The organism is Pedobacter ginsengiterrae (assembly GCF_039537385.1).
Taxonomy (GTDB): Bacteria; Bacteroidota; Bacteroidia; order Sphingobacteriales; family Sphingobacteriaceae; genus Pedobacter; species Pedobacter ginsengiterrae.
In genome coordinates, this window is sequence record NZ_BAABAK010000011.1 from 335,533 (window position 1) to 350,206 (window position 14,674).

Annotated in this window: 15 protein-coding genes; 5 read left to right on the forward strand and 10 right to left on the reverse strand. The window is 36.0% G+C overall.

Annotated elements, in window-relative coordinates; genetic code table 11:
* Positions 1-17: 17 nt before the first annotated feature.
* Together ABD692_RS12770 and ABD692_RS12775 are read right to left on the reverse strand one after the other, a co-directional pair.
* Positions 18-869 (reverse strand): hypothetical protein, encoded by an 852-nt coding sequence (locus tag ABD692_RS12770; RefSeq protein ID WP_344767533.1) that lies wholly within the window; start codon positions 867-869, stop codon positions 18-20.
* Between the two features lie 205 nt (positions 870-1,074).
* Positions 1,075-1,707, reverse strand: a complete 633-nt coding sequence (locus ABD692_RS12775) for a hypothetical protein (protein WP_344767535.1) — start codon at positions 1,705-1,707, stop codon at positions 1,075-1,077.
* Between the two features lie 419 nt (positions 1,708-2,126).
* On the opposite strand from ABD692_RS12775, the gene ABD692_RS12780 reads away from it, so the two are divergent.
* Positions 2,127-2,879: an SDR family NAD(P)-dependent oxidoreductase gene (locus ABD692_RS12780; protein WP_316756501.1), complete on the forward strand. Its 753-nt coding sequence runs from the start codon at positions 2,127-2,129 to the stop codon at positions 2,877-2,879.
* Between the two features lie 111 nt (positions 2,880-2,990).
* The gene (locus tag ABD692_RS12785) at positions 2,991-3,146 is read left to right on the forward strand and encodes a hypothetical protein (protein WP_344767537.1); all 156 of its coding nucleotides are present in this window, start codon (positions 2,991-2,993) and stop codon (positions 3,144-3,146) included.
* Between the two features lie 70 nt (positions 3,147-3,216).
* Here the strand turns inward: ABD692_RS12785 and ABD692_RS12790 are convergent, their stop codons facing one another.
* The 4 genes from ABD692_RS12790 to ABD692_RS12805 are packed head-to-tail and all read right to left on the reverse strand — an operon-like array spanning position 3,217 to position 6,330.
* Complete coding sequence (locus tag ABD692_RS12790) at positions 3,217-4,275, reverse strand: NAD(P)-dependent alcohol dehydrogenase (protein WP_316756499.1); 1,059 nt, start codon at positions 4,273-4,275, stop codon at positions 3,217-3,219.
* 10 nt (positions 4,276-4,285) lie between these two features.
* On the reverse strand, positions 4,286-4,702 hold the full coding sequence (locus ABD692_RS12795) for a (R)-mandelonitrile lyase (RefSeq protein WP_344767539.1): 417 nt from the start codon (positions 4,700-4,702) through the stop codon (positions 4,286-4,288).
* The gene (locus tag ABD692_RS12800) at positions 4,686-5,312 is read right to left on the reverse strand and encodes a flavodoxin (protein WP_344767541.1); all 627 of its coding nucleotides are present in this window, start codon (positions 5,310-5,312) and stop codon (positions 4,686-4,688) included. The genes ABD692_RS12795 and ABD692_RS12800 overlap by 17 nt, the downstream gene beginning before the upstream one ends.
* 34 nt (positions 5,313-5,346) lie before the next feature.
* Entirely contained in the window at positions 5,347-6,330 is a 984-nt protein-coding gene (locus ABD692_RS12805) for an aldo/keto reductase (protein ID WP_344767543.1), read from the reverse strand.
* Between the two features lie 203 nt (positions 6,331-6,533).
* Between ABD692_RS12805 and ABD692_RS12810 the strand changes: the two genes are divergently transcribed.
* Positions 6,534-7,430, forward strand: coding sequence for a helix-turn-helix domain-containing protein (locus tag ABD692_RS12810; RefSeq protein ID WP_316756491.1), 897 nt, complete (start codon positions 6,534-6,536; stop codon positions 7,428-7,430).
* A 35-nt stretch (positions 7,431-7,465) separates the two neighbouring features.
* The gene (locus tag ABD692_RS12815; protein ID WP_344767546.1) at positions 7,466-8,380 is read left to right on the forward strand and encodes a helix-turn-helix domain-containing protein; all 915 of its coding nucleotides are present in this window, start codon (positions 7,466-7,468) and stop codon (positions 8,378-8,380) included.
* Between the two features lie 4 nt (positions 8,381-8,384).
* On the opposite strand, the gene ABD692_RS12820 is transcribed toward ABD692_RS12815, so the two are convergent.
* The gene (locus ABD692_RS12820) at positions 8,385-8,600 is read right to left on the reverse strand and encodes a hypothetical protein (protein WP_316756487.1); all 216 of its coding nucleotides are present in this window, start codon (positions 8,598-8,600) and stop codon (positions 8,385-8,387) included.
* Between the two features lie 166 nt (positions 8,601-8,766).
* On the opposite strand from ABD692_RS12820, the gene ABD692_RS12825 reads away from it, so the two are divergent.
* A complete protein-coding gene (locus tag ABD692_RS12825; RefSeq protein ID WP_316756486.1) occupies positions 8,767-9,189 on the forward strand; it encodes a secondary thiamine-phosphate synthase enzyme YjbQ in 423 nt (140 codons plus the stop codon).
* Here ABD692_RS12825 and ABD692_RS12830 read toward each other — a convergent pair whose 3' ends face one another.
* The 3 genes from ABD692_RS12830 to ABD692_RS12840 form a co-directional block, all read right to left on the reverse strand.
* The gene (locus tag ABD692_RS12830) at positions 9,190-10,161 is read right to left on the reverse strand and encodes a YihY/virulence factor BrkB family protein (RefSeq protein ID WP_316756485.1); all 972 of its coding nucleotides are present in this window, start codon (positions 10,159-10,161) and stop codon (positions 9,190-9,192) included. It abuts the gene before it with no gap.
* Positions 10,162-10,218: 57 nt separating this feature from the next.
* The gene (locus tag ABD692_RS12835) at positions 10,219-12,825 is read right to left on the reverse strand and encodes a PAS domain-containing protein (protein ID WP_344767550.1); all 2,607 of its coding nucleotides are present in this window, start codon (positions 12,823-12,825) and stop codon (positions 10,219-10,221) included.
* A 130-nt stretch (positions 12,826-12,955) separates the two neighbouring features.
* Entirely contained in the window at positions 12,956-14,275 is a 1,320-nt protein-coding gene (locus tag ABD692_RS12840; protein WP_344767552.1) for a DUF3887 domain-containing protein, read from the reverse strand.
* Positions 14,276-14,674: the final 399 nt, after the last annotated feature.

The following is a 14,674-nucleotide window of genomic DNA, read 5'->3' on the forward strand; positions in this document are numbered from 1 at the left end:
GTAATTTATCAAATAAGCTAGTCTAGTTTAAGGATTCTAATATTTTTGGAAAAATTTAAGCCTCCAGGTACAGTTATTGTTGCGCCTGATTCATGAGTACCTCCGTAAGTTCTGCTGATGACAACCTGGAGAACATCATTGGTATCGAAGTGTATAACAGATGGTGGTGCAATTAAAGTTCTGGAATAGCCGCCCGTCTTTTTACCCCAAACTAATATTGTTTGTGCAACTGTAGTCCAGGTGCCGCCCCCATTAGTCGAGCGCTGAATTTTGTACAAAAGATTCGTATTCGAATCATCAGAATCATCTAAGTGAGGATTATAATTTACATAGCCAGATACCTCATACTCACCTGTTTGGTTAATAATAAAACGGTTATTACTTAGCGTAACGTTATTCCCGTTATTAGTAAGTACGTAAATATTATTAAAAGTAACCTGTACATTACCTCCCCCATTTATTGTTGATCTATTGGCAGGAGTCAGTTCTTGTTCTATAGGTTCCTGGCAAAAAAACACTTGTGGGAGCAATAGTTTCTTTAAGGTATTAATGTCTGCCAGGTCAACCCATCGGCTCCCATTCCAAAAATAATGGTGATCTGTTTCTACCTCATTTGGAGCTATGCCCGCTGTGTTTGTATTATACACCATTAATCCAGCCGCAGGATTTGGGATGGTGGTTACATCCAAAGCATTTTGGAGGTTTACTTTTGGCAACAGAACGCCCCCTTTTTTAGCATCAGAACTTACTTCCAATATAGTTGAGGCATCGGGTGTTCTCGTTCCAATCCCTGTTTGAGCGTGTAGCAGGCATGTAGAACATAAAATCATTAAGAAAGTTGTTTCAAGAAATCGAAAATTTATTTTCATATTATAAGCTATAATCAATCAACCGTATTCTTATAGATTTAGCGATCGGCGTATTTGTTGTTACATTAATTTCACCAGTACCTTGCACAGAATTGCTATCTACATAGGGAGCTGAGGTGATCACCCTTATAAATTCATTCGCATTAAATTGAACAGCGGTGATGGGTACAATTAATGTTTTAAAATCTGAAGCAGAGCCCTCTCCTCAATTTCCTCGGGCGCCAGCTACAGCAACCCATGGTCCTGTAGCGCTTGTACCTTTTTGAATAATTATATTTTGCAGGGCTCGAGCACTGGATGAACCATGTGGATTATAGTTGATGTAAGAGGATAATTCATATAAACCCGATTTATTTACCTTAAAGGTATTATTGGCTGAGGGCGTAATAATATTACCAGTATTAAGATCAACAGTTTCGAAGCTCATTACCAATATCTCTGTATCAGCGATATCAAATTTATTAACTTGTGGTACTATGGATTTGCTATAAAAAACCTGGGGAACTATTAGTTCTTCTATAGCCAGTAAACCTGGCATAGAAACCCATTCAGTCCCATTCCAAAAATAATACCTGTTTGCATAAACATCGTTGGGTTTTGATCCTGCTGATGCTGTATTGAATACAATTAAACCTTTTTCTGGTGCAGGAATTGTTGCCTGATCAAATCGACCAGTTAATGCAATGCCAGGACCCCTGAAACCTTTATTTGTTGATTGCAATTCTAAAACCGCCGATGCATTGGGTTGTTGTGTTCCAATTCCAACTTGCGCCTGTACACCTGATACAACTATATGTACCATAGCCATAGCCAAAAAATATTTGTAATATTTTACCATTTTCTAAAAAATTAACAATTCAAACGAAATCGTATTATTTTTCAGGGAGATTACTATAAAGTGGGCTTTAAATTATTACGATCCAGATAAATTCTTCAAAATCGTATGGGAAGTAAATTAAAACTTATTTTGCTGCACTTAGCCACTAACCATTGAGATGTAGGTTATTAGGGAGGTCAGATTCAAAAACAAAGGAATAAAAAAAAATCAAAAACAGAAAGAAAATACTAAGTAATAATACAAATATTATAGAAAAACGCTAACGATGTCCACCTACTCTCTATCCGGTATAATTCAGTAGTTTTTTATGATATAATCATGACAATATATCATCAAGTTAATATCCTTTATAAAACACATTCTCCTGACAAACATATCTGTCGCGCATCCGTTAGTTTATTATTATTAAAACTTATGATATGTCGATATTAAAAAATAAAGTTGCTGTGGTTTCTGGTGCTGGATCTGGAATCGGACGGGCCATAGCCATTACCTATGCACAAGAGGGTGCAAAAGTTGTTGTAGCAGATATTAATGAAGAACATGCCGATGAAACGGTTAAATTAATTCTAGAAAGTGGCGGAGATGCTTTTAAGGTTAAGGCAGATTCTTCAAAAGCAGACGAAAATAAAAGATTAATAGAGGCGGTTGTAGAAAAATATGGCCGATTAGATATTGCCTGCAACAATGCAGGAATGGGTGGACCTGCAAAACCTACTGGGGCCTATGAACCAGATGAATGGGACAAGGTTATTGCGCTAAACCTTAATGGTGTATTTTATGCCTGCAAATACGAGCTCGAGCAAATGGAAAAAAATGGTGGCGGAACAATTATTAACATTGCATCAATTCATGGGCAAGTTGCAGCGCCAAACAGTCCTGCTTACACCGCTTCAAAACACGCAGTTGTTGGATTAACCAAAAACATTGCAGTGGAATATGCTCAGAAAAACATTAGATGTAATGCGGTCGGACCAGGGTACATCGAAACGCCTTTGTTATCAGCCAATCTAAATCCAGAAGCTATGAAAGCAATTGCTGCTAAAAGTCCTTTAAATAGACTAGGAACGGCACAGGAAATTGCGGATTTAGTTGCTTTTTTAAGTTCTGATAAATCATCCTTTACCACAGGAAGTTATATCATCGCAGATGGTGGTTATACTGCTATATAATTTTTTAGTTCAAAGTTAATTAAACATCTAAATGTTGTGAATAATAAACTGATTATTTTAAACCTTGATAATTTCGAATGGTCATAGTAAGAGTTATTAAATATCTATACTATGAAAAAGATGATATATTTTTTGCTTTTAGCAATGGCTGTAAATTTTAGCTCTTGTGTAGTAAGAACTCGTCAGCCAAGGGCAGCTTGGGTTCCTGGACATTATGAAATTGGACCTTATGGTGGTCGACATTGGATTAGAGGACACTACCGCTAATTTTTAAAATTCGAAAAATAAAAGGCTGAACTTAGTAACTAAGTTCAGCCTTTTATTGTGTTAAGAATCTTTAATTCTTTAATGAGGTCATATCAATTACAAAACGATAACGTACATCACTTTTAAGCATCCGCTCGTATGCTTCGTTAATATCTTGAATTTTAATAATCTCTATCTCAGATACGATGTTATTTTCGCCGCAGAAATCAAGCATTTCCTGAGTTTCGGCAATACCACCAATTACAGAGCCCGCAACAGACTTTCTGCCCATTATTAATGGAACTGAATTCAACATCGGATCTAACGGACCTAAATAACCTACCAATACAATTGTTCCGTTAATGCCCAATGTAGGCACATATTCATTTACATCATGCACATAGGGTACAGTATCAATAATTAAATCAAATTGTCCGCTTACCGCTTTCATTTGAGCACTATCGGTAGATATTACCACACCATCAGCACCTAATTCTTTTGCATCCTTTTCTTTTTCAGGAGAACGAGAAAAAAGCGTTACCTCTGCACCTAAACCTTTGGCAAGCTTAATAGCCATATGCCCAAGACCGCCCAAGCCAACTACCGCTACTTTACTTCCTGGGCCAACATTCCAATGTTTTAATGGCGACCAGGTCGTAATTCCCGCACACAATAAAGGTGCAGTTGCTGCAGCATCAAGGTTTTCTGGCACCTTTAAAACAAAATGTTCATCAACCACAACTTTTTCCGAATAGCCGCCATAGGTTCTGCCACCCAAATGCTTATCCTTACCGTTGTAAGTCCCTGTGAATCCTGGAAGACAATATTGTTCCAAATCCTTTTTGCAAGATTCGCATGTTCTGCAAGAATCTACAATGCAACCAACCGCAGCCATATCACCAACTTTGAATTTGGTTACTTCACTTCCAACGTTGGTAACTCGCCCTACAATTTCATGACCAGGAACTGCTGGATAAACTGTACCACCCCAGTCGTTTTTAGCAGTGTGTAAATCCGAGTGGCACACGCCACAAAATAAGATATCGATCTCAACATCCTTTGGTGTAGCCGTTCTGCGTTTTATATTAATTTGTTTTAAAGCTGATTCCGCCGATTCAGTTCCAAAAGCTTTTACTTCGAAAGTTTGCATATATTTCTGATTATTTATTTACCAATTCGTACTCTTCGTCTGTAACAGGTGTAAGCCAGGTTACATTTTTTTCGTTTTTAAAATTGCTTATGGCCACATGAACGAGTCGTTCTGTATGCCCAGCACCATGCCAGTGTTCAATACCACTTGGAATATTTATAACATCACCTTGTTTTAAAGCTTTGGCCTCCTTACCTTTTTCCTGATAAAAGCCCGTTCCATCGGTAACAAGTAAAATCTGACCCGCTGGGTGAGTATGCCAGTTTGTTCTTGCCCCAGCTTCAAAAACTACATTACCAATACTATAAGTTCCTGTTTCATCTTTCGGAACTAAAATAGTAACCCAGGTAACACCAGTAAAATAATCAGCAGAACCTCGCTCCCCTTTCGGAAAGATTGTATTTTCGTTATTATTTATTATTTCCATCTTTTTGAATATTTATTGATTGCTCAATAAGCCATTTTTTAACTTTAATTTTTGCTTCTTCTTGCTCTGCTCCCCTAATCACTAAAAGTTTTCCGTCTTTTTCGATACCGCCCTTTATTTCGAAACCTTTTAATATTTTGCTATCTGGACAAAGTTCTTTTATGGTTTCAAAACTACTCCCTACACCATAACCAGCATTTGTGTTAAATGGGATTAAGGTTTTTCCGCCGAGATTATACGTTTTTAAGAAGCTTCTTACTGGAGGTGGTAATTTCATTCCCCAGGTAGGAAAGCCAATAAAAACAGTATCATATTTTTCTATATCATCGATTTTTGTTTTTAATGCAGGTAAATAACCTCGTTCATTTTCGCTAGCCACTTGGTCAACAGTTGTTTTGTAATCAGCGGGATAAGGCTTTTCGAGCTCTAAAGCAACTAATTGTCCACCAACGTTGGCATGAATAATTTCGGCAATTGCTTTTGTATTATTTGTTCTTGATAAATACACAATTAAAACCTTTTTGTTTGCAATAGGTTCTTGTGCTTGTGTGCAAGCTGCTGTAAAGCACATCATCAACAAGGTAAGGAAGTTAAAAACTTTATTTCTCATGCCAAAAAATTATATAAAACCTAAATCATTTAATCTATTTCCCTATTCTATTTTGTAGATGTTGCGGATATCTGGCACCTTGTACAGCAATTTTCGAGGCTGCAGTTTCAATATTTTCTAACTCATCCTTGGTTAATTCAATATTCGCAGCAAGAATATTTTCTTGTAAACGATATAATTTTGTGGTACCAGGAATCGGCACAATCCAGGGTTTTTGCGCTAATAACCAAGCCAAAGCAATTTGAGCTGGGGTTGCATCCTTTTCTGTAGCAATGGTTTTCAAAAGGTCGACTAGCACCTGATTAGATTTTCTATTTTCCTCAGAAAAACGCGGTACAATGTTTCTAAAATCAGTGCTATCAAATTGTGTATTTTCGGTAATTGCACCTGTTAGAAATCCTTTACCAAGTGGACTGAAAGGCACAAAACCTATTCCTAATTCTTCCAAAGTTGGTAATATTTCATTTTCTGGCTCTCTCCACCATAGAGAATATTCACTTTGTAAGGCTGCAACTGGCTGAACAGCATGCGCCCTGCGAATGGTTTCTGCACCTGCTTCAGAAAGCCCCCAGTGTTTTATTTTTCCCGCAGCAATTAAATCTTGTATTGCTCCTGCAACTTCTTCTATTGGCACACTTGGGTCAACACGATGTTGATAGTACAAATCTATGTAATCAGTTTTTAATCTTTTCAATGCAGCTTCTGCAACTGCTTTTATATTTTCAGGGCGGCTATCCATCCCTAAATCGGTTTTGCCTTCTTTAAAACCAAATTTTGTTGCAATAACTAGCTGATTACGAAACGGAGCTAAAGCCTCGCCAAGTAATTCCTCATTTAAAAATGGCCCATAAGCTTCTGCTGTATCAAAAAAGGTAACTCCAGCATCAAAAGCTGCCTGTAATAATTTAACTGCTTCTTTTTTATCGGTTGCTGGTCCGTAACCAAAACTTAAACCCATGCAACCCAAACCTAATGCAGATACTTCTAGTCCGCTATTTCCTAATATTCTATTTTTCATAACCTTTATTTTATTAAAAATTACACCTGTTTCCATTTCACAAATCGTGATTACTAACAAGTACAATACAAAAGTCTTACCTATTTCCCGATACTTTGTTATATCAATTACGGTTATATATACCAATATTACTGATACCCGCTTACGAATTAGATTTATATCGTTAGTAATATTAAGTTTGACTAAGTATTAAATTAAACAAAATGGATAACCTGGTAAGATTAAATAGTGTAAGTGATTACAATAAGCGGGTTGGACAAGAAACGCTTCATCCGCTGGTTAGTGTGATAGATTTATCAAAGTCGAAACCACTACCCCACGAGCGCTTGCATTTTGGGTTCTATACCATTTACTTAAAGGAAATAAAATGTGGCGATTTAAAGTACGGCTGCAATTACTACGATTACCAGGAAGGGACTTTAGTATTTGTTTCGCCTGGCCAGGTATTGGGCATCGAACCTAATGGCGAATATTATCAGCCAAAAGGTTACGCACTAACTTTTCATCCAGATTTAATTAGGGGAACGGCGTTGGCTCGACACATGAACGATTACAATTTCTTTTCTTATGAAGTTTTTGAAGCACTCCATTTATCAGAAAGCGAGCGAAATGTAATTGTAGATTGTTTTTCTAAAATCGATTTTGAATTGAAAAGACCGATTGATAAACACAGTAAAACACTTATTGTTACCAATATCGAGCTTTTCTTAAACTACTGCCTTCGCTTTTACGACCGCCAGTTTATTACCAGAGATCATGTACATAAAGGGATTTTAGAAAAGTTTGAACACAACCTAAACGATTATTTTCAATCGGACAAGCCGAAAACACTGGGCTTACCATCTGTTAGTTTTTTTGCCGATGAGCTTAATTTATCAGCTAATTATTTTGGCGATTTAATTAAAAAAGAAACAGGAAAATCTGCTCAGGAGTATATTCAATCTAAACTGATGGATCTTGCCAAGGAGAAAATTTTTGATACCAGTAAATCGGTTAGTGAAATTGCCTACGAACTTGGTTTTAAATATCCCCAGCATTTTAGCCGTTCGTTTAAGCAAAGTGTAGGCTATTCGCCTAATGAATACCGAATGCTAAACTAATTTGGTTCAGTTTATTTAAAGTATAATTTTCAAAGATGAATAATGTAGAAACTATAGCAGATTTTTATACGCGTAAATACAATCGTATTCCAGAAAATTATCATAATGAAATCGGGCATTTCAATGTATTTAAGTTAGAACCACACATTGGAGAGCATGCGAAACCAATACCCTATAAACGTCGTGATTATTATAAAATAACTTTACTTATCGGCGAAAGTAAGATCGTGTACGCAGATAAAGCAATAGAACTTAAAAAACAGGCACTCATATTTTCGAACCCACTCATACCTTACCAATGGCAACATGGCGAAAATACTCGAAATGGTTTCTTTTGCGTATTCGACCAATCTTTCTTTCATCAATATGGTAACCTTGGCCAGTATTCTGTTTTTCAACCTGATGGCAACCATGTTTTCGAACTTAATGATATTCAGGTAAAGTTATTAACTGCAGTTTATGAACGAATGTTTGATGAAATTAATTCAGATTACATTTATAAATACGATGTTTTAAGAACAATGATTAGCGAAATCCTTCATTTTGCAATGAAAATGCAGCCATCTCTACCATTAACTAAGCAACCAGCAAATGCGGCACAGCGTATTTTAGCCTTATTTCTCGAATTATTAGAACGTCAGTTTCCAGTAGAAGAAACGCATAAAGAATTAACATTAAGAACCGCTTCGGATTTTGCAAGCCAGTTAAATGTTCATGTAAATCATCTAAATCGGGCAATTAAAGAAACTACCAATAAAACAACCTCACAAATTATAGCAGAACGACTTTTAAAAGAAGCTAAAATTCTTTTGAGACAAACCAGCTGGAGCATTTTTGAAATCGCTTATGCTTTGGGATTTAGCGAAGCGACCAATTTTAATAACTTCTTTAAAAAGCATGCTCAATTAAGCCCTTCCAAATTCAGAAACATTGGGTTAAAAGTGATGTAGAAAATTATTCCAATATAACTTCTAAAAAACCTTCTTGGTTTTCATTTCTTAGATAAAGTGTATAGGTATCGTTTAGGTCTTTAAACCTTTTCTTAAGCACTTCGGCAAAATTTTTAACTGATGTTTCTCCAGTTAAAATAACCGTTAAATCTTCTGCATTACCTCTAACTTCGATAATTTCATTTGGAAACAGTTCTTTTAGTTCGTGTGGGAATTCCATAAATATAAAACGGATAAAGGTGTGTATAGTTTTAAATGATTAAATTATCTGAAACAGGTTATTTTCGAAAACTAGCAAGTCGATTCAGTGAATTAAAGTTAAACATTATGTTAGCATTAGTACATTAAAATCAAAAGAAAGAATAAGGATTGATTAACTTTGGAAAATGAAAATATTTCAGCAAACCTTCTCTATTAGCGAACGTAAAAGGGGCTTTCATTTAATTACTTCTGATATCATTAATGCTTTTCCCGAACTGAAAGAGATAAAGGTTGGCATTTGTCAGGTTTTTATTCAGCACACTTCTGCTGCCTTAACTATAAATGAAAACGCAGACCCGACTGTGCGGATAGATTTTGAAATGTATTTCAACAAAACTGTTCCAGAAAACGACCCCGACTATGAGCATGATTATGAAGGTTCTGATGATATGCCTGCACATTTAAAAGCTGCATTATTGGGTAATTCTGTAACCATCCCGATAACAAACGGACGATTAGCTTTAGGTACCTGGCAAGGCATTTATCTTTGCGAGCACCGAAATCATGGCGGAAGAAGAAAAATAATCGTTACAGCCTGGGGTTCATAATTAAACCTTTATTTCTGGATGGTTATCTTGAATAGAATTATTCCCTGTTTCTATTTCGACCTCCTTCGTGGTTACCGCATAATGAGAAGGGTGAATTTCGGCTCCATAAGCAATTGCATAAGCTTTGGTAAATTCTGCGCCAAAATATAAAATAATAGACGAATAATAGGTCCACAGTAAGAGGATAACCAACGATCCAGCAGCGCCGTATGTACTACCTACATTGCTAGATCCTATATAAAAGGAGATGCCGAACTTACCAATCATGAATAAAATCGCGGTAACAATTGAACCCGAAATTACATCACGCCATTTTATAATCGCATCAGGTAACACTTTAAAGATTACACCAAATATTAAAGCTATTACGGCTAAGGTTACAACTTGATTAATAACATAAAAAACGATTACAGAAACATCTTCATATCTGGCTTGAAGCCTTGCGCTAAACGTATCTAATACGGCCGTTACCGATAACGAAACCAAAAGCAAAAACCCCAAACTAATAATTACAGAAAAGGAAAGAAAGCGGTTTTGAAGCATCTTTAACCAACCTCTTTTGGGCTTAGGTTTTAATCCCCAAATGGTATTTATCGAATCCTGAATATCGCCAAAAACCGTAGTTGCACCAATCAATAATGTACCTAAACCAATTACAAAAGCAACTGTGCTTTTCCCATTTAAGTAAGCTGTTTTGATAATTTGCTGCAATTGCAACGCCGTATCTTTGCCTAAAAAACCAGTTAATTGCTGATAGATTTGTCCTTCTGCAGCCTCTCTACCTAAAAAGATTCCGCAAAGCGAAATAATTACCACCAGCAAGGGAGCCATAGAAAATACAGTGTAATAAGCTAAGGAACCACTAAGTTTGGTTACTTTATGATTGTTAAATCCCGTAAATGATGCTTTTAAAACCTCCCAGATTCCTTTGAAAGATATGCGCTTTTTATCTAAATGTTTCGGCTTGTCCATAAACTTAAAACCGAAATCACACCATTTTTGTTTGAATAATTAGGTTTACAGTTTGCCTTATTGCATTATGGGGATTAAAAAACAAAAGGTGGAGCCTTTATTTTCTACCGAATCAACCCAAATTTTGCCATTTAATCTTTTAACGATTTCCGAAGAAATATACAAACCCAAGCCTAAGCCAGGAAAAGTATGTTCTTTATTTCCGCTTACGCGATAAAATTGTTCAAATACCTGATCTGTTTTGTCTTTGTTAATGCCAATACCAAAATCTTGTACACAAACCTGAACAGCACTTTCTTTTTCTTCTGTACTTATAATTACTTCGTTCGCATCAGGCGAATATTTTACAGCATTTGTAAGTAAATTGGTAACAACCTGACAAATACGCTCTCTATCGCCAAATATCTCCTTATTAAAGTTTAATTTTTTAATAATCGTATGCTTGCCAGAAGTCCTTTGAACCTCTTCAATCACCTCCTCAACCATTCCATTAAAATCAAAATAAGATTGGTTAAACTGCAAGCGACCTGCATTAATTTTGGTTACATCAAGTAAGTCGCTTATCAAATTAGTAAGCCGATCGACCTGTTTATTCATCTTACCTAGCAGCTCTGCGTTTTTAAAATCGCCAGAACGCTTAAACATGGCCTCCATAACTTGTGCATACGCCTTTAAGCTGGTAACGGGTGTTTTTAACTCATGGCTCGCAATGCCTAAGAAATTATCTTTTTGTTGTTCTAATTCTTTTTGATGCTGCACATCAGTATTTGTACCATACCATTTAACTATTTTGCCTTCAGCATCCTTTAAAGGTAAAGCCCTTACCAGGTACCAACGATATTCGCCATGTTTATTCATACTGCGAAATTCCGTTTGGTAAGCCTCACCTGTTTTTAAAGCATCTTGCCATTCTCTTCTGGCGTGTGGCACATCATCTGGATGGAGCGTTTCTATCCATTTTGTACCTAAAGTTTCTAGCTTAGTTTTACCGCTTTGATCGTACCATCGTTTATTCACATAATCTAAATTCCCATCTGGTTTACTTGTCCAAACCACAGAAGGTACAGTATCGGCCAGAAATTCTAATTCATTAACCAAATCTTGAAGCGTTGCATTTTTATCATTCAATACTTTAAGAATATTCTGTTCAGGACGTAAATCTCTTGCAATACCAGCAATAGCTACAGGTATGTTCGTAATTTCTTCCCTAATCATGTACAGTTGCTTATGAATTGGTACGATTGCACCTGTTTTTTGGTGTAACAACTCTAATTCGCCCGACCATTTTCCTTTCTCAAGGAGAACAGGCATAATTTCATTTTTAATCAGCGCATTAGTTTTTGCACTATGATAATCAAAAAGATTGCTTTTTACTACGTCGTCTTTCTCAATCCCAATCAATTCGATTCCTGAAGGATTAATGTAAAGCGTATTGCCATTAATATCGCAATAGTTGCAAAAATCTTCACTACTATCCACGATGGTTGCAAGGCGCTGTAATTCGGCTCTTGCTTTTAATTCAGGGCGCAAATCTCTGGCAGTTGCGCCTCGGCCAATTACTTCTCCTGTTTCAGGATCTTTTATTAGAATATAATTAACGGTGCAGGGAATAATTTCTTTGGTGCTAAAGTTTTTAAGATAAATTGTTCCTTTCCAACCCGACTCTTCGCTTATTTCTTTTATAATATGATTTTGAACCCGATCTAACTCTTCTGGCGTGTAAAAATCTCGGGCACTCATTTGAGTGATATCTGCATTTAAATCAACGCCTAACAAGTTCTTCGAAGCATTATTCATATAAATCAGATTACCAGCCATATCGGCAACCGTCATGTGGTCGGCATTATGACTGATCAAACTCATTAACTGCTCTTCCCGCCTCTTTGAAATAATCTCGTTCGTAATATCCTGTGCTATCCCAGCGAAACGGAAAACTACGTTTTCATCATTAAAATAGGCTTTTCCTTTGCAATGAACCCACCTTAATTTATGGTTTACTTTGCTTACTGTTCTGTATTTAATATCGTAAACACTTTTTGTTTGAGGGTTAATTGCAGCAAAAACTGCTTCGTTAACCATTTTCTCATCATCCTTATGAATGCAGCTTAGAACATCTTCATACCTGATTTCGCCATCTTTATCAAAACCAAAGAGTTCGCGGCAACGATTATCCCAGTTTACTTTATTATTTATGGGATCTAAATCCCAGGTTCCGATACCTGCTGATTGGAGTGCGAATGTTAATCTTTCCTGAGTTTCGGCAATTTCTTTTCGAGCTTCAACCAGTTCAGTTAAATGGGCAGCGGTGTTTATAATGGCGTAAGTGTAGCCGTCATTATCTTTTAAGGGTTTGTAAATAAACGTGAAATAAAAGGTTTGCAGTCTGCCATCTACAATCAAATTTGCCTTCGATTCTTTTGCATAATAGGCTTCCCCAGTTTCAAAAACCCGCTGTAAAATATCGTAAAATGGTTGCCCCTCGAGTTCTGGAATAGCTTTTTCTAAGGTTTTCCCAATTACCGAGCTATCCTTCCCCCATAAATCGAGCATAGCCTGATTGGCGGTACTAATAAGCATCTCTTTCCCTTTGTAAATTGCTGTAGGCATGGGCGATGCATCAACAAGAGCATTGAACCTTTCTTGTTCAGTGTAAAGTTTAGTCATTAAATTGTGGGAAATTTTATTAAATATAAACAAAATCCAAATTCGAATTATTTTCTGTTAAAAATTAATACTCAAAAAAAATAGCCTTAAAAATTTTAAGGCTATTACCGATTATAAAATTTACTACTAATTACTTAATTTTTATCCAGGCTACAATATCATTTATTAAACTCGCCGAAACACTCGAAAACGACATGTATTGTGCACCTGTACCTTTTTCTACCTGTTGACTAAGTAAGTGATTTAATTCTGGATAAAATTTATATTCAACATTTGTATTTCCAGCTAATCCAGCTTTCCATAAATCATAATCCTGTTTTGATACCTGATAATCATTCCCACCCTGAATAATAAAAACACGAGGTTTAGTTATTTTTTTCATCGCGGCAACCTGGTCGTAATTATTAATATCTACCCAATAAGCAGCAGAAATGCCCAAAATAGTCGAATCTGGCTTTATTGTTCCAAGTTGAGTAATTTTTGCTTTGGCAATTTCTGCCGTTGCTAAATCAAGCTGAGTTTTGGCAGCTTTTGTGGTATCGTTTGCTTTATCGAACAGATATTTATTTTGCTCTAGCATCATATCAGTAAATTTGCGTGCTGGTGCAGCAGCTAAAATTATTCCACTTAAATCAGGTACTGAAGAGGCAATTCTCGGTGCCAGCATTCCACCCAAACTATGACCGAAAAGATAAACGCTCTTTAAATTAACACCTGGTATTGTTTTCGCCAAAGTAATTGCTGCTAAAGCATCATCTAAAACCTCTTCTTTTACAGTATAAGCTTTCGCAAACTCGTATGGATAAACCAGGGTTCTTTTTACATATCGTACAGAAGCGATTCCCTGAGCGGCCAAACCAGCTGCTAAATCTTTAAATGGCTTGTTAGGACCAACTGTTGCATCCATATCAGATGGACCAGAACCATGAACTAAAACTACAACAGGGAAATTTTTAACATTCTTTGGTGTTGTAATTATGGCAGCAAGCTGATGTCCTGCGGCAGTTACATAAGTGCTTTTTTCAGAATATAGGGTTGTATCAGCGTATGAAGGCGCTAAATATTGCGATACAACTGGTTTTGGGGCTAGAAAAAAGCCAACTATTTTTTGAGTTTTATTAAACCCTAAAACAAAATTCTGCGAACCTCTTTCGAATTTACCTTCTACCGTAACTGCAAAAAACTCGCCTTGTGCTTTACTCTGAATGGCTTCCAAAGATTCTGCCTTACCTAAGTTCGTATTTATATCTGTCCAAATCTTTTTTAAATTTTCTTCTGATAATTTTGACTTTACCGTTTCATCAAAAAAACTGTAAGCTTCGGTATATTTCTCTTGTTGCATTAAGTCAAAAAAGTTATTGGCTCCATTGAATAAGGTTATAACGTTTTGAGCGAAAGAGGCGGTTGTAAATAATAATAGTGCAACTACTAGTAAAATGCTTTTTTTCATGAAATTATAATGTGTTGAGTTGTATTTGGTTTTCAATATACCAAAGTTAATAATATTTGATTCCTATTTTATTAATTAACAACTAATTTGTTAGTTTTTATTGTTTTTTAAACCAACCTTACAGCGAATATATTTATCATTTATGTATGATGGATTATTTTAACGAAAAAATAAATCAGTGCTTGTACAATAATTTTTAATCTCAGCGTTTATATTATCGAGAGCGTTAATTTAGATAACGGGGATGCTGCTTCGGCGGAATCCCCGTTTCTTTTTTTAAAGCCTTTTATGTGTTAAAATTTCTTCAAAATAAAAAAAGGGACATGTAAAAAGAGGGCACTGAAAAAGTTACCTCCTTTATTGGGTTAACTTTGAAAATCGATCAGGTGAAACATGTTT